General features: G+C 65.2%; 12 protein-coding genes. 2 read left to right on the top strand and 10 right to left on the bottom strand.

Features of this window, described 5'->3' with window-relative positions:
• Positions 1 to 240: 240 nt before the first annotated feature.
• The 10 genes from ACREBX_RS01065 to ACREBX_RS01020 form a co-directional block, all read right to left on the bottom strand.
• Positions 241 to 2,226 (bottom strand): serine hydrolase domain-containing protein, encoded by a 1,986-nt coding sequence (locus ACREBX_RS01065; RefSeq protein ID WP_431559900.1) that lies wholly within the window; start codon positions 2,224 to 2,226, stop codon positions 241 to 243.
• A gap of 2 nt (positions 2,227 to 2,228) precedes the next feature.
• Positions 2,229 to 3,515 (bottom strand): amidohydrolase family protein, encoded by a 1,287-nt coding sequence (locus tag ACREBX_RS01060; protein ID WP_431559899.1) that lies wholly within the window; start codon positions 3,513 to 3,515, stop codon positions 2,229 to 2,231.
• A 27-nt stretch (positions 3,516 to 3,542) separates the two neighbouring features.
• Positions 3,543 to 4,553, bottom strand: coding sequence for a dipeptide epimerase (locus tag ACREBX_RS01055; RefSeq protein WP_431559898.1), 1,011 nt, complete (start codon positions 4,551 to 4,553; stop codon positions 3,543 to 3,545).
• Positions 4,554 to 4,575: 22 nt separating this feature from the next.
• On the bottom strand, positions 4,576 to 6,015 hold the full coding sequence (locus ACREBX_RS01050; RefSeq protein WP_431559897.1) for a serine hydrolase domain-containing protein: 1,440 nt from the start codon (positions 6,013 to 6,015) through the stop codon (positions 4,576 to 4,578).
• 4 nt (positions 6,016 to 6,019) lie between these two features.
• On the bottom strand, positions 6,020 to 7,648 hold the full coding sequence (locus ACREBX_RS01045) for an N-acyl-D-amino-acid deacylase family protein (protein WP_431559896.1): 1,629 nt from the start codon (positions 7,646 to 7,648) through the stop codon (positions 6,020 to 6,022).
• Between the two features lie 43 nt (positions 7,649 to 7,691).
• The gene (locus ACREBX_RS01040) at positions 7,692 to 8,762 is read right to left on the bottom strand and encodes an alpha/beta fold hydrolase (protein WP_431559914.1); all 1,071 of its coding nucleotides are present in this window, start codon (positions 8,760 to 8,762) and stop codon (positions 7,692 to 7,694) included.
• Between the two features lie 5 nt (positions 8,763 to 8,767).
• A complete protein-coding gene (locus ACREBX_RS01035; RefSeq protein WP_431559895.1) occupies positions 8,768 to 9,937 on the bottom strand; it encodes a YkvI family membrane protein in 1,170 nt (389 codons plus the stop codon).
• On the bottom strand, positions 9,934 to 10,980 hold the full coding sequence (locus ACREBX_RS01030; RefSeq protein ID WP_431559894.1) for a DUF1611 domain-containing protein: 1,047 nt from the start codon (positions 10,978 to 10,980) through the stop codon (positions 9,934 to 9,936). The genes ACREBX_RS01035 and ACREBX_RS01030 overlap by 4 nt, the downstream gene beginning before the upstream one ends.
• Positions 10,981 to 11,159: 179 nt before the next feature.
• Positions 11,160 to 13,133, bottom strand: a complete 1,974-nt coding sequence (locus tag ACREBX_RS01025; protein ID WP_431559893.1) for a serine hydrolase domain-containing protein — start codon at positions 13,131 to 13,133, stop codon at positions 11,160 to 11,162.
• Positions 13,134 to 13,362: 229 nt separating this feature from the next.
• Positions 13,363 to 14,028, bottom strand: a complete 666-nt coding sequence (locus ACREBX_RS01020) for a helix-turn-helix domain-containing protein (protein WP_431559892.1) — start codon at positions 14,026 to 14,028, stop codon at positions 13,363 to 13,365.
• 183 nt (positions 14,029 to 14,211) lie between these two features.
• Between ACREBX_RS01020 and ACREBX_RS01015 the strand changes: the two genes are divergently transcribed.
• A complete protein-coding gene (locus ACREBX_RS01015) occupies positions 14,212 to 14,967 on the top strand; it encodes a helix-turn-helix transcriptional regulator (RefSeq protein WP_431559891.1) in 756 nt (251 codons plus the stop codon).
• Positions 14,968 to 15,063: 96 nt separating this feature from the next.
• Positions 15,064 to 15,331 (top strand): hypothetical protein (locus ACREBX_RS01010; protein ID WP_431559830.1); only part of this gene is annotated, 268 nt, incomplete at its 3' end.

Below are 15,331 nucleotides of genomic sequence, written 5' to 3'. Positions count from 1 at the left end.
AGAACGGCCATTTCCAGACATTCGTCATCCCGGACTTGATCCGGGATCCATTGGCGCGGCGGTGGATTGATGGACCGCGGATCAAATCCGGCGTGACGAGGATAAATATCCTCCCCGTCGCGACGCGACGGGGAGGTGGCAGCGCCCTTCGGCTGCCTTGCAGGCGCTCAGGATAAACTGCGCCGGAGGCGCAGCGCTGATGGAGGGGCCGGCCGAGCCCCTCCATATTCGGTTATGTTGTCAGTAATTCACCGTCATCGCGATCAGGCCAAAGATCCATGCGACATAGAGCGGCACGATCGTCGCGAAGAGCAGGAGCAGCGCCCAGAGGGTGCGGAACCAGCCGCGCTTTTCCTGACGGACGATGCGAAGATTCCATGCCGCCAGCAAGGCACCGCCGACGAGGACGATCAGTCCGGCGATCTGGAGGAACCACAGCCAGGGATCGAAGGTAGGCAGCGCCTTTAGTTTCGACATACTGATCACCCATGCGGCGACGAGCGCGAGCACCAGCCCCGCGCCGACGCGGACGCCGCGATAGACGCGCAGCGAACGGCGATCGAGCGTCAGCGGCGCCTTGTAGTGGCGGCGGATCAGCGCGGAAACGGGCCACTGAAGCAAGGTGATCAGCAGGATACCGAGGCTGACGTACATTGCGGGCATGATCCATGCCGCCGATTTCGACGCCGGCGCGCGGTCGAACACCATGAAGGGCGAGATGCCGTCGATGCTCCAGCGCACCACCTTGCCGTCGACGACCTGTGCGGCGAGCCGGCCGTGGCCGTCGGTATTGTGCCAGACGAACGGCGCGGTCTCGACCCATTTCGCGGGTTTTCCGCTGAGGTCGCGCGCCGCCGGGACGATGAGTTCGCCCTTGGGACCGACGCTGACCTTCGCCTGACCGAGAAGCGAGGCGATCGCGTAGAAATTCGTCTCCGCGCGGCGGCTGTTGAGCCAGTTTCCGGCGAGCATCCTGGCATGTTGGGCCGAGGTCTTCGCATCGACGCGCGTCTCGGGCATTTCCTTGCCCGGCAGATAGCGATCGGCGAAATCCTCGAACAGGGCACGGCGCACGGGGCCGACCGACGCCTGCTCGCCTGTGGCGTTGAACGACATATAGATGCCGACATTCTCGTTGGTGAACAGGTGGAGTGCGGTGTGGAACAGCTGCGTGTCCCCGAGATGCGCGATCACCTGACGCCCGTTGATGTTGGTTTCGAAAAAGCCCAGCTCCATGCGGTTGAGCGGCGGCAGGATCGTCAGCGGCGTATCGTGCATGATCCGCGCGATTTCGGGCTTCATCAGCCCCGCGCCTTGGTTCAGATGCGCGATCATGAACTTCGCCATGTCGGCGCCGGTCGAGGAGAGGCCACCCGCGGGTGACGGACCAACGATCTCGAACTTCGACGGGCCCGCCGAAAGCTGGCGATAGCCCGTCGCCATCCACGGCGCGAAGCTCTTGGGAAGCGGCTGACGAAAGGTCGATTGCGCCATACCGAGCGGCTGGAAAATCCGTTGCTCGACATAGTCGTCGAACGACATCTTCGTCACGCGCTCGACGATATAGCCCGCCAGCGCGGTGCCATAGTTCGAATAGGAGGGCGTCGTCCCCGGCGCATAGATGCGGTTGGGAATGCCGCCCTTCACAAGCTCGCCGAGCGAGATCAGGAATTTCTTGTCCTCGAACATGGTGAGCTTGCCATGTTCCTCGAACCCCGAGGTGTGCGTCATCAACTGGCGCATCGTGACCGGCTTGCCGTCTTTCAGCGGAATCTTGAAATCGAGGTAGGTGTTGACGTCGGCGTCGAGGTCGATCTTTCCGGCCTCGACCTGCTGCATAACCGCGGTCCAGGTGAACAGCTTCGACACCGAGCCGGGGCGGAACAAGGTGCGGGCGGGATCGACCGGCGTGCGTTTCGCGGCGTCGGCATAGCCGAACCCGCGCTGCGTCAACACCTGCCCGTCTTTGACGACGACGATCACCGCGCCGGCCAGATCGCCGCGCTTGAGCGCGAAGGGGACGAAGCCGTCGAGCCAGCTGTCGACATCCTGCTTGGTCAGCGTTGCCGACGGCGCGAGCGGGGTCGCGACCGGGGGCGCTGCCTTTTGGGCTTCAGCCACCGGTTTGGGCGCGAGAGCCGGCGCCAACGACGTCGCGGGCTTCGACGCGGCGGTGCCGAGCATCATGACGAGCGGCAGCAGCGCAAACAGTTTGATCGAGCGCATCTTCATTCCCCTGCCGCCCGGACCACGACGCCGCGCGCCATGACGAAACCCATCGTTTCGAGGCCGTGCACATCGGTCAGCGGATCGCCCTTCACCGCGACAATGTCGGCCGACTTGCCCGCGGCGAGCGTGCCGATTTCGGCTTCGAGACCGGCATGTGCTGCCGCCCAAACGGTCGCGGACTTAATCGTCTCCAGCGGCGTGAGGCCCGCCTTCACCATCAGCGCAAATTCGCGGGCGTTCTCGCCATGCTTCGACACCGCGCTATCGGTCCCGAACGCGATACGCACGCCGCCCTGATGCGCGCGGCGCAGCGCGTCGACCATCAACGGCCCGACCGTGCGGGCCTTGGCGCGAACTGCGACTGGCATCCAATCGGCCGTTTCGGCCTGGCGCGCGACGGTGTCGCCGGCGAGCAGGGTGGGAACCAGATAGCTGCCCTTCGCCTTGAACAGCCGGATCGTTTCGGCGTCGAGATAGGTGCCATGCTCGACCGAATCGACGCCCGCACGGAGCGCGGCATTCACCCCGTCGGTGCCGTGCGCGTGCGCCGCGACCTTGCGCCCGAGCCGGTGCGCGGTGTCGACGATCGCGACGAGTTCGGCATCGCTCATCTGCTGCCCCAGCCCCGCCGCGGTGTTCGACATCACCCCGCCGGTCGAGGCGGTCTTGATGACGTCGGCGCCCTGCTGCACCGCCAGCCGGACGGCGCGCGCGCAGTCGTCGGCGCCCGAACACAGCGTCGGCGAACGGAAGAGGTCGATGATTTCCTGACGATAGCCGTGGACGTCGCCATGCCCGCCGTGTGCGGCGACGCCGCCTGCGGCGATGATCCGTGGCCCGATAACCTTGCCCGTCGCGGTGGCATCGCGCAGCGCGTTGATCGCTTGGGGGTCGGAGCCGAGGTCGACCACGGTCGTGAACCCGGCGCGCACCGTGCGCTTGGCAAAGACGACGCCGTCGAATGCCTGATCGACGGTCGATTTGGTCACCGCGTCGAGGCGGCTCGTCGGGCTCGATTCAAAGGTCAAGTGGACGTGGCTGTCGATGAAACCCGGCATCACGAACTGGTCGCGGAGGTCGACAATCTTGCCCTCGCCGACGAAACCGTCGCGAATGGCGGCGATCTTGCCGCCTTCGACGACGATCGTCTTGTTCGTTTCGACGCGGCCGCTCGCCGGATCGGCCAGCAGGCGGCCAGCATGGATATAGGTCGCAGCCGGTTCTTGCGCCGCGGCCGGCTGGATCAGCGCGACCAGCGCCAGGCTTGCGAGTATCGTCTTTTTCACCCTGTCTCTCCCTGTCCCATTATCCATTCAGCCGACGTCGCGGCCCCAGATCGCCTCGCCGCACCAAGCATCGCCGCCCACATATTCGATCGAGGGCGTGCGATCGTCCGCGAGGAAGATCGGGCCGTCGAGATCGACGATGTCGCAGAGCTGTCCGACGATGAATGCCGGTGCCATCGCGAGGCTGGAGCCGACCATATTGCCGACCATCACGCCGAGGCCGAGTTCGCGGGCGCGTTTTGCAATCGCCAGCCCCTCGGTCAGCCCGCCGCATTTATCGAGCTTGATGTTGACGACGTCGAACCGGCCGACCAACCCCTCGACATCGCCGAGCGTCAGTGCGCTTTCGTCGGCGGCAATCGGGATCGGGCATCGATAGCCGGTGAGGTCGGCTTCGCGCCCGCGCGCGAGCGGCTGTTCGAGCAGTTTGACATCGGCGGCGACCAGCGCCGTCACCAGCGCGTCGAGATCGTCGATCGCGAAACCCTGATTGGCATCGACGCCGATCCAGCACTCGGGCCGCGCCGCGCGCACCGCCTGCACCCGCGCGATATCGATGTCGAGGTCGCCGGTAAGCTTGAGCTTGAGAGCGCGCGCCTGAGCGTAACCGCGTGCGCCCTCAGCCATCACATCGGGATCGTCGGCGCCGAGCGTGAAGGTGGTGCGGAGCGGGCGCGGTTCGGGCAATCCGGCGAGCTCCCAGACGGGCAGGCCGCTGCGGCGGGTTTCCAGTTCCCAGAGCGCGCAATCGAGCGCGTTGCGCGCGCCGCCTGCGGGCAGCAGTTCCTGGAGTTGCTCGCGCGTCATCCCGGACTCGACCGCGCCGCGCACGCCCTCGATGGCGGCCACCATCGCGGGCACATCGTCGCCGAGATAATAGACCCCCGACGCCTCGCCGCGCCCGCTATGTTCGCCGTCCGAAAGCGTGGCGAGGACGACCGGGGTATCGGTGAAGACATGCCCCGAGATACGGAACGGCTTGGCGAGCGGGAGCGATTCAATCGCGAGGTCGAGCGAAAGGCGGGCATTGGTCGTCATGGGAATTTGTCCTTCGGTCGGTTCAGGGCGCAAGGGTAGCGGGCGCGAGCGCGGCCGCGATCTGCGAGAGATATTTGTTCCAGTCGAAAGCGTGCCCCTCGGGCGTCCAGCCAAGGCGGACGATCACCGCATCCTGTGACGGGATCGCCGCGACAATCTGGAAACTATGCCCGCGCGCCATGACGGTATCGGCGGGCAGGCCGGGGTAGAGCTTTCGGTGTTCGCCTTCGGCTTCGGCGTGGTTCAGCCAGAGCTGCGCGCCATAGACGGGACGCGGCGCGGCTTTGGTCGGCGTCACCGCGAAATCGAGCCATTCGCGCGAGAGCAATTGCTTGCCTCCTGCCCTGCCCTTGTTGAGATGAAGCAGCCCATAGCGCGCCCAGTCGCGCGCGGTGGCATAGGCATAGGAACTGCCGACCTGCACCCCCGCTTCATCGGGTTCGATCAGCGCGCTGGTCATGCCCGTGGGCTCGAACAGCCGCTTTTGCGCAAAGCGCGTCATGCCCTCCAGCGTCCCGCCGGTCGCCTGAAACACGATGCGCGAGAGGATGTTGGTCGTCCCCGACGAATAGCTCCAGTTCGTTCCGGCCGCGTCCTTCAGCGGCAGTGCCGCCGCCATCGCGCCCATGTCACCTGCCTCGAACAGCATCTTGATCGAGTCATTGCCGGGGACATAGCTTTCGCTGAAGGTCAGGCCGCTCGACATCGTCAGCAACTGGCGCAGCGTGATCTTGGCGCGCGGGTCGCCTTCGCCTTGCCACTCGGGAACCGGCGCGGGTTCGTCGAGCCCCAGCACGCCGTCATCGACCAACAGGCCGACCAGTGTTCCCATGATGCTTTTCGACGCCGACCAGCCGAGCATCTCGGTGCCCCGGTCGAACCCCGGCGCATAGCGTTCGGCGACAATCGCCCCGCCCTGCACGACGAGGATCGCGCGCGTGTCGGGATAGCCGCCCTTATTCTGTTCGTCGAAGGCGGCGCTGACCGCTTTGTCGAGCGCAGCCCGGTCGAGTTTTGCCTCGGCGGCCGCCGCCAGCTTGCGCACCGGGGCGTCGCCAACCGGCCATGGCTTCGCGGCCTTCCCGCGCGTCGGCTTGAGCCGCGCCGCCTGCGCGTCGAGCGCGGCCGTCGAAACATCGCCGGTCAGCAGCGTGCAACCGGCGACCGGGCGGTACAGCGCGGTGCGCGTCGCGGCGCCCGGCGCCGATGCGGTAACGGTCCGCGCCTTGCGGTCGACCGCCAGCGTCACCGCCGTCATGAACGGCGCGAACGCATGGATGTCGTCGCGAAGCACATCGGCCTCCGCGCGCTCCGCAACGAAGATGCTGGCGCACGCGATCTGCGCCGACACAGCGGTTCCGAGGTCTTCAGGCTTCGAAATCGCCGGGGCGGCGGCAAGGGTCGGCGCTGCCGCCACGAGAGCAAGACCGGTGAGGCAAAGGCTCGAAATTTTCCGGACCATATCCTCAGACGCCGCAGCTGTGACGCAGCACCGCACCCGCCTTGGCGCCGGTATGCTTGCCGCCGGCGATCGTGACGACGCCGTTGACGATCACCGTTTCGATCCCCGTCGGCGACGCCATGGGCTTTTCCCAGGTCGCGAGATCGGCGATCTTGTCGAGGTCGAACACGACGATATCGGCGCGCATCCCGTCGCGGATCAGCCCGCGATCGGTCAGCCCCATGCGCTGCGCCGGCCAGCCGGTCATCTTGCGCACCGCGTCTTCGAGCGACAGCACCGGACGGCGCTTCACATATTCGGCGATGATGCGCGGGAAGGTGCCATAGGCGCGCGGATGCGGGAGGCCGAGCGCGTCCATCTCACCCGCCTTTTCGGATGCCGCGGCGTCGCTGCCGATGCTGACCCACGGCTGCTTGATCGCGGTCTCGATGTCCTGCTCGCTCATCATGAAATAGAGCGCGACCGAGCGGTTGGGCAGCCCTTCGAGCAAGATGTCCCACGCGACATCCGCCGGATCGCGGTTCAGCGCCTTGCCGATCTCGGCGAGGCTCTTGCCATGATAGGGCCGGTATTTGTCGCTGAAGCCATTGGCGAGCCGCACATTGGCGAAGCCGCCCGACGCGTGGACAAGGTTCGACCAGCCGGGCATCGAACCCGCGGCGACTTCCTTCTTCATCCGTTCGCGCACCTTGGGATCGCGCAGCCGTTCGATCCCCTTCTGCAGGCCGTCAGCCCACACCCAGCTAGGTGCAATGATCTCGAGCCCGGTGCCGCCCGCGGTATAGGGGTAGAGGTCGGCCGCGACATCGACGCCGCGCGCGCGCGCCGCGTTGATCGTCGCCACCGCCTGTGGCATCAGCTTGCCCCAGCCGGGGGCATAAGCGGCCTTCAGGTGGAATATCTCGACCTTCACCCCGCCCTTCTCGCCGATCTCGATCGCTTCCTCGATCGCCTTGACCAGCCCTTCGCTCTCGTCGCGCATGTGGGTGGCATAGAAACCGTCGCACTGCGCCGCGACCTTCGCGAGCGTGACGAGGTCCGACGTGGTCTGGAAGCTGCTCGGCGGATAGATGAGCGCGCTGGTGATGCCGAACGCGCCATTTTCCATCGCGATCTTGACCTCGCGCCCCATCGCCTCGAGCTGTGCTGGAGTAGGCTGCCCGGCGCCGTCGCCCATCACCTTCACGCGCGCCTGCGTCGCCGAATAATAGGTTCCGTAGTTGACCGAGATACCTTGTTGTTCGAGCGTTTTGAAATGCGCCGGGATCTCGGCCGCCTCGGCCGGCGGGCCGCCTTCGCCGGCGATGACGGTTGTCACGCCCATCAAGAGCTTGTTCTCGGCCGCGCCGTTCTTCAGCAGCACGCGGCCCGACTGGTCCATCATGTCGATGAAGCCCGGCGAGACATAGCGACCCTTCGCGTCGATTTCCCTGGCGCCGCGCCCTGCGACCCGGCCGATGCGCACGACCCGGCCGTCCTTGACCGCGACATCGGCGCTGACCCACGGGCTGCCGGCGCCGTCGAGGATGCGGCCGCCGCGGATCACGATGTCATATTCGGGCGCCGGGGTGTTGGCGACGAGCAGCATCGGCAGCATCGACATCGCACCAAAGAGGATCTTACGCTTCATCATATATCTCCCTGTCGTCAGCCGGGGGGACCGACGGTTTTTGCTTTCATTTCTTGGCGGCGGCCTGCGCATCGGCGCGCACGGCATCGACAACCTCGCGAACCGCGGCGATCACCACTTCGGGGCGATCGACCTGGATATAGTGGGTCGCGTCGGGCACGAGCTGCTGCCGCCCGCGGGTCGAAAATGCGGCCTGCTCGGTATGGAGCGCCTTCCATTCCTGCTTGAAACGCGCGCCTTGCTCCGCCTTCATCCCCAGCCCTTTCAATTGCTCGGGTTTGAACGGCGCCATCGCGGTCAGCACGATCAGTGGCCGGTTGCCAAAGGTCTGAACCGCACGCGCCTGGACCTGGGTGCGATCATAGCCATCGAGTTCGGACGTCGAGCCCCTGATCGACGTGCTGGTATAGGCTCCCGATATGGCCAGTGCATCGCCAAGCCTTTTGGTTTCGGCAGCGGTCCGCAGCTTCGGTTTGTCGCCGCGCGCGATCACGAAGCGGACGAGCCCCGTCCGCGCCAGCGCCTTTGCCGTATGCATCAGTGTCGACGCGCGCTTCGGGTGAACATCGAGGCCCGTCGCTTTCCCGATCCGCGTAACCTGGTCGGGCTGCGACGGATCGACCATCACGAGTCCGGCGACCTGATCGCCATATTTCCCCGTAAAGGTCCGCGTGTAGGGGCCGCCGATCGAATGGCCGACGAGCACCAGCGGGTCATTGATCCCGGCACCCTTCAGCAGTGCGTGTAGATCCTCGGTGACCGCGGCGGCATCCTGCGGTGTATCCTTGGGGTCGCTCCACATGATGCCCGCGCGGTCATAGGCGCAGGTACGGGTAAAGCCCGCGATCTCGTCGTGGACGAGCGTCCAGTCGAGCGTTCCGCCGGTGCCGAGCCCCGATTCGAGTATCACCGTCGGCGATCCGGTGCCGCGGCAATCGATGTGCATCTTGCGCCCGCCGACATCGACCAGCTTTCCGGGCGCCGGATAGTTCGCCGCGGCATTCTTGCGGCCCAGCGCCTCATAGATCGACCCCGCGACGAGCAGCAGGACCAACAGGGCCAGCAGCCCTAGCAATATGCGCTTCGTCCAGCGCCGGAATCGCGCCCAACCGGTCACTTTCGTCAATTCAAATTCCCCTGAATGGCGGGCTGAAGCTCTTGGTCCTCGACGGCCGCACCGCCGCGCAGCAAGCGAAACAGACCGATGGTCAGCAGCGGCGCGACATAGACCGCGAGGAACACCCACGAGAGCGCGCGGTAGCCGCTGGCGATCAGCGTCACGAGGCCGAAGCGATCAGCGAGGAACATGCAGCCGACCAGCAGCGCCCCAGCGATGCCGGCCCGCGCCCGCTTGCCGAGCGGCGCACCGCCGCGCGCCCGGCGCGCCGCATCGACGCGCTCGTTAATCGCATGGACCGACCCCGCCCCGCTTTCGAGCAATGCCGCAAAGATCATGAACTGGAACAGCAGGTGAAACAGCGGCAGTTCGAGTTGCCGCAGTATGAAATCGGACGGCAGCGTCTCACCCATGATGCCCGGATAGAAAGCGATCATCGCAACGAAAAAGAGGATGGCGGGCGCCATCGCGAGCGGCCCCGCGATCAGCCCCGAAACGACGGCGTCACGCTGGCTGGTCAGGTGGCGGATCACCGGCAGGATCACCACCGCGCCGATGACATTGTAACCGGTATAGGTCAGCCCGCCGAGGATCCAGCCGTCCGACGGCGCCGGAATGGCAAAGCGCGCCGCAATCTCGTCGCCGAAACTGCCGAGTGCGAGCACCATGAACAGCGCGTAGACGCCGTAGAGCAGGAAGGAGACATATTTGAACAGGCCCTCGACCGAAGCGTTGCCGAAGGTCACGAACAGCGCGATCGATGCCGCCAGGAACGCTGTCCCCGCTAGCGGCGGCCAGCCGAAGATCGACGCGCCGATCTCGCCCGCCGCGGCGCCGAACACCGCGAGCACCAGCGTCACCAGAAGAACGTAGCCGATCTCGAACAAGATCCAGGCGCGGCCCAGAAGCCCTTCGAAAAAGCTGCGATAATCGAATGCGCCGATCGCCCGCGCGAATGCGAAGGTCGTGGCGCAGATGATGCTCCACAGCAGCATCGCCAGCAGCATGGCGGCCAATCCGCCCCACGGCCCGCTCGGCAGGAAAAATTCCGCAAGCTCGCGTCCGGTGGCGTAGCCGCCGCCGATCACGACGGCCTTGAAGGCGAAGCCCGGCAGCAGGAAACGCTGGAACCACGAGGATCCCGCCGCGGCTGCCGGGGTGGCCGCTGCGCTCATGCGAGGCAGCTATCCACCAGACGCGCGAAGGCTTCGCCGCCGCGGATCGGATCGGCGACCGGGAGGCCGAGCCGTTCGCTTTCGGCCGCCATCAGCGCGATCGCCTCTTCCTCGCCGAGATGCGACGTGTTGTACGACAGGCCGGCGCAGCGGATTGCCGAATTGGTCCGCGCGCCGAGCCGCAGGTTGAGATCGATCGTTTCCTCGATGCTCGGCAAGCGATAGCCGGGGGAACCCAGTATCTCTTCACGGCCGGGCTCGTGACACACGACGATCACGTCGGGCTGGCTTCCGTGGAGCAGGCCCAGCGATACCGCGGCATAGGCGGGGTGAAACAGCGACCCCTGCCCTTCAACCACATCCCAGTGATCGTCTGCCGCGTCGGGGCTCACCGTTTCTGCCGCACCGGCCTCGAAATCGGAGACCACCGCGTCCATCGGCACGCCGCCGCCGGCAATCATGATGCCGGTCTGTCCCGTCGCGCGAAAATCGGCGTCGACGCCGCGCTCGGCAAAAGCGCGCGCCAGGGCCAGCGCCGTATATTTCTTGCCCAGCGCGCAGTCGGTTCCGACCGTGAGCAGCCGCTTGCCGCTCCGCTTGCGCCCCGTGCCGACCGGCAGGCCGCTGGGCGGATGGCGCACGTCGATCAGCTGACGACCGAGGCGCTGCGCCCGCGCGGCGAGTTCGGGCATATCGGCCAGCCGCATGTGCATACCGCTGACGATATCGAGCCCCGCATCGAGTGCCTCGAAAAGCGCGGGCATCCAGCTCTCGGGAATCACGCCGCCGCTGTTCGCGACGCCGATGAGCAGCGAACGCGCACCCCGTGCCTTCGCCTCTGCGGGCGCGAGCTGCTCCAGCCCCGCACTGACCGTCGCGCCCGGCAAGGCATATTCACCGACACACTTCTCGGGCGCCCAGTCGCGAAGGCCGAAGGCGGTCTTCGCATAGCCGCGCACCGTCGTGTCCCCGAGGAATAGCAGATAAGGCTGTGGCAATTGCAATGCGCCGGCGGCGTTATCGAGGGAAGTTTGAATGTTCACGTCTTTCACCAAAAATCCGAAGCGAGGCAGAATCGGGCGCCGTCGCGGCGCCGATCCTGCATCTGCTCCTGTTGACCTGTTTGAGACATTATTTTCAAATTTTGATAATTGCAATACAATTAGAGAAGTTTCTTTGCTGTGAGCCGGCGCGTACCCGGCGTGCTGCCCGCCGGCCCCGATCAGAAACGCGTTCCAAAGCCGATCAAGTGGAAACCGACACCGATCCACAGGATGACGACCGCGCTCATCAGCAGCACGAGGCTCCAGAATTTCGCAAACCGGCCGCGCGTGGACGTCCAGACATGCCGGATATTCCAGATCGCGCTGGCTAGCAGGCCAAGGAAAATGACCGGGGTTGCGATCTGGAGCGTGACGAGCGCCCAGTCGAGTTCGCCGCTCAGTGACGAAAAATCGGCCAGAAGCTTGGTGGCGAACAACAGCCATCCGGCCATGACCGCAACGGCGAGCGCCGCAAAGCCGCGCGTCAGCCGGTAGCTTTTCAGCGCGGCGGGCGGGAGGTCGGCCTTCACCCCATAACGGCGGCGGGCGAGTGCCGAGACGGGCCACGCAATCGCCGTGAGGAACAAGGCGCCAAGGCTGGCCAGCAGCGCCGGCGTGATCCATGCGGTCGACAGATACCAGGGCACCGGTTCGAACGCGAGATAGGGCGACGCCGAATCGAGGCTGAACCGGACGACCTGCCCGTTTTCGACCTTGGCGGCGAGGCGCATCCTGCCGTCCTCCTCGCGCCAGACGAACGGTTCGATTTCCACCCATTTGCGAGTCTGTCCGCCGAGGCCCGAAGCCAGACTCAGCCGGAGTCCGCCGTCGCGGTCGAGCGTGACCTTGACCTGTCCGACCAGTTCCATCGCCTTCAGAAAGCTCGTCTCCAGCCGCCGGGTCTTGTTGTATGTGCCCACCATCATGCGCGCATGCTCGTGCGCGGTTGCTGCATCGACGCGGCCGTCGCGCTGCTCGAACGGGAAATAGCGATCGGCAAAGGCATCGAACAAATAGGCGCGGATCGGCCCCGATACATTCTGCGTCCCCGCGGCGTTCATCGACATATAGATGCCGACCTTTTCTGCGGGAAATATCCAGAGCTGGCTGTGGAAGTTGAGGCTGTCGCCCGCGTGCGAGAGCGCTTTGCGGCCGTTGATATTCTGTTCGTAGAAACCGAGTGCCATGCCGTTGAGCGGCGGGACCAGTCGCAGGATCGTCTGGTGCATCTGCGCCGCGGTCGCGGGCTTCAGCAAGGCGCCGCCGTGATCGAGATGGGCGATCATGAAGCGCCCCATATCGGCGCCCGAAGCCGTCAACCCGCCCGCCGGCGCCAGGCTGTTCATTTCGAACTTGCCCCGCTTGCCCGACCCGAGAAGATAACCGCTGGCCATCAGCGGCCGCAAGGTCGCGGGCAAAGGCTGGCGGAAACTCGTCCGCGCCATGCCCGCCGGTGCGAAGATGTGCCGTTCGACATAGTCATTATACGGAACGCCCGAAACACGCTGGACGATATAGGCGGCGAGCGAGGGGCCATAGTTCGAATAGGCGGGCGTCGTGCCCGGCGCGAAAATACGGTGCGGGACCTGACGCTTGATGACCACCTCGAGCGAAGGGGCGGGGTCATAGCTGTTGAGTCCGCGCTGCACCTCCTCGAAGCCCGCGGTGTGCGTCATCAGGTTGCGCATCGTGACGGGCTGGCGGTTGAACGCGGGTATCTTGAAATCGAGATAGGCGTTCACGTCGCGATCGAGGTCAATCTTTCCCGCTTCGACCTGTTGCATCACGGCGGTCCAGGTGATCAGTTTGGAGATCGACGCCTGGCGAAACAGCGTGGTTTCGGGGTCGACCGGCCGGCGTGTGCCGACGTCCGCGTAACCGAAGCCGCGCTGCGTCAGTACCTTGCCGTCCTTGACGACGACGACCACGGCGCCCGCGGCATCGCCGCGCCTCAGCGCATAGGGCATATATCCGTCGAGCCACGCGTCGACGTCGCTCTTCACCATATCGGGAGCGGGAAGCAGGCCGCCGTCGCCACGCGCCTCGGTCACCGGCTTGGCCGCCGTTTGCGCCGCCGCCCCCGTCATGGGCGGCGCCATCAAGCCGACCAGCGCCGCCGCAGCCAGCACCGCGCATGAACCTATGAACCGCATTCATTCTCCCCTTCCGACTTGGCCGACCTCACGGTCGCGTCACCGAAGTTTCACTTTTTGAAATATTTTCAATTCTGGATATAGGCATCCCGAAGGGAAATTTGTCAATGGGGGACGCGACGACGCGGCCGCGGCGACACGACGCCCGCGTCATTTCAAAACGGCGGAGTTTCCGAAACGGCCATCAAGGCCCATCTGCCCGGAGCGTTTGCCCCTCGGCGCTGCGCGCTTATTCCGTCTCGACGGGATGAAGCGCAGACTTCAGGTCGGCATCGTTCGCCGAACAGACCGACAGGATGCGGCACGGCCCGTCGCCCACCGCGACATATCCGTGCCCCATCGACGCGTCGAAATAGGCTGAATCGCCCGTTTTCAGGCGCGAGGGCGCGTACATGTCGGTGTGAAATTCGCACTCGCCCTCCAGAACGAGGACATATTCTTCGCCCGAATGGCGCATCAGCTCGCCGAAATCGTCGATCGATCGCACCTTGATGTCGATGATCATCGGATTCAGCGTCTTGTTGAGCAGATCGGCCGAGGGATAGGTATAATTATAGGTCGCCGTCTGGATCGAAGGCCCGTCGCCGGCAGGGGTGATGCTGCGCCGGCCCGTCGCCGTATGCATGGCGGCCGGGATCGACGTCGCCGCCGCGAACAATTGCGTGATATCGATTTCGAGCCCCTGGCTCAGCCGCAGCAGCTTTTCGTAACTGAGCGACATCTTGCCGGTTTCAATCTTTGACAAAGTTGAAACCGGAATGCGCGTGCGTTCGCTCACCTCGGCAAGCGTCCACCCCTTTTCGGTCCGCAGTTCCCGCAGAAATATGCCAGGATTGCCGTCGATGGCGGTCCGCCGATCGCTGCTGGTCGGAATGGGCTGGCGCGTTGCCGGCATCTGTGTCCTTTCAATCGATTTTCTCATCTAGCATATATTTGCGCATTTATCGCATCGATCAAGCCGGATGGCACAATCTGTCGGAACAATCGGCAAAGAAAATTTGCGTATCGGATAGGACCAAGATGATTGCACATACGGCATGGCGCCGCCACTGATGCCCCGATTCGCTGGGATGACAGGATGACAAACAAGCTATCCATTCGCATTTCTCCGGAGTTTACGAGCTTCGTCGGCCGCGGCCCCTGTGACGCCGCGTTCCTGCCGCCCGACGCCCTCATTTTCGGTTTTGGCGATATTGGGGAGCCCGCCGTCTCGATGCTCCTCCCCGGCGATGTCGCGGGTCCCGCCGACGACCATCTGGTTGTGCTCGCGATCAGCCGCGCCGCGTGCGACCGCCTGTTCGGCGGCCGCCCCAAGGCGGATGGACGCTGGTATCTCCCCGCCAGTCTTCGCGGCCTCGGCCGCGCGGTGGTCGCGGTCGAAGGCGACAGCGAAGTCGACGACATGTTGCGCAGCGCGCGCAGCCAGGAGCTGCTCTGCCAGCTTTTTGCCGAACTCGCCGCCGACCGCATGGTCGAAGTGGGGGGCAGCACGTCGCTGAGCGAGCTCGACATCACCCGCGTCGCGGCCGCACACCAGCTGGTCAACGAGAAGTGGCAGGAAAAGCTGACCGTTGGCAGCGTAGCGCGCCGCTGCGGCCTCAGCAAAGCCAAGCTGACGCGGGGCTTTCGCGAACTGTATCAATGCAGCGTCGCCGAAGCGGTAAGCGAGCGGCGGCTGCAGCGCGCGCGCCAGCTGCTCGCGCAAAGCGATCTCCCGGTATCGAGCATCGGCTATAATTGCGGCTATATGAGCAACGCGAGCTTCACGCGCGCCTTCGCGCGCCGCTTTGGCATGGCGCCGACCAAGATGCGCGGGCGCGAAGCCACGGCCTGAGCTGAGCGACCGTTAAGCGGCATCCCCCGAAGGAGGGGTGGCACGATGCGGCCCGGTACAGCATGATCCAGGCTCCATATGCTGAGGTGAGCCGCCATGCGTTACGCAAGACTTCCGATCGAGGTCGAATCCCCCGAAGAATTCGGGTACGGAAATATCCGCAACAATCTGGCCGAAAGTTCGATTTCAGACCGCAAGCTGTCCGATCTCGGGCTGACCGTGCCTGACCTCACGCTGCTCTATACCGAGCATCGCGGCAGCACATCGCTGCGGGCGCTGATCGCGCGCGATGGCGCGGGCCTGACTGCCGACGATGTGCTCGTCACCACGGGTGCGGCGGGCGCGCTGTTCATCATCGCGACCG

Origin of the sequence: Sphingopyxis sp., from assembly GCF_050725655.1 — a bacterium.
Taxonomy (GTDB): Bacteria; Pseudomonadota; Alphaproteobacteria; order Sphingomonadales; family Sphingomonadaceae; genus Sphingopyxis.
This window is presented reverse-complemented; position numbering and strand designations above follow the sequence as displayed.

Excerpts from the sequence above, each read along its gene's own strand:
- ACREBX_RS01065 (WP_431559900.1), bottom strand. The coding sequence starts at position 2,226 with ATGCGCTCGATCAAACTGTTTGCGCTGCTGCCGCTCGTCATGATGCTC.
- ACREBX_RS01055 (WP_431559898.1), bottom strand. The coding sequence starts at position 4,553 with ATGACGACCAATGCCCGCCTTTCGCTCGACCTCGCGATTGAATCGCTC.
- ACREBX_RS01050 (WP_431559897.1), bottom strand. The coding sequence starts at position 6,015 with ATGGTCCGGAAAATTTCGAGCCTTTGCCTCACCGGTCTTGCTCTCGTG.
- ACREBX_RS01045 (WP_431559896.1), bottom strand. The coding sequence starts at position 7,648 with ATGATGAAGCGTAAGATCCTCTTTGGTGCGATGTCGATGCTGCCGATG.
- ACREBX_RS01035 (WP_431559895.1), bottom strand. The coding sequence starts at position 9,937 with ATGAGCGCAGCGGCCACCCCGGCAGCCGCGGCGGGATCCTCGTGGTTC.
- ACREBX_RS01025 (WP_431559893.1), bottom strand. The coding sequence starts at position 13,133 with ATGCGGTTCATAGGTTCATGCGCGGTGCTGGCTGCGGCGGCGCTGGTC.
- ACREBX_RS01020 (WP_431559892.1), bottom strand. The coding sequence starts at position 14,028 with ATGCCGGCAACGCGCCAGCCCATTCCGACCAGCAGCGATCGGCGGACC.
- ACREBX_RS01015 (WP_431559891.1), top strand. The coding sequence starts at position 14,212 with ATGACAAACAAGCTATCCATTCGCATTTCTCCGGAGTTTACGAGCTTC.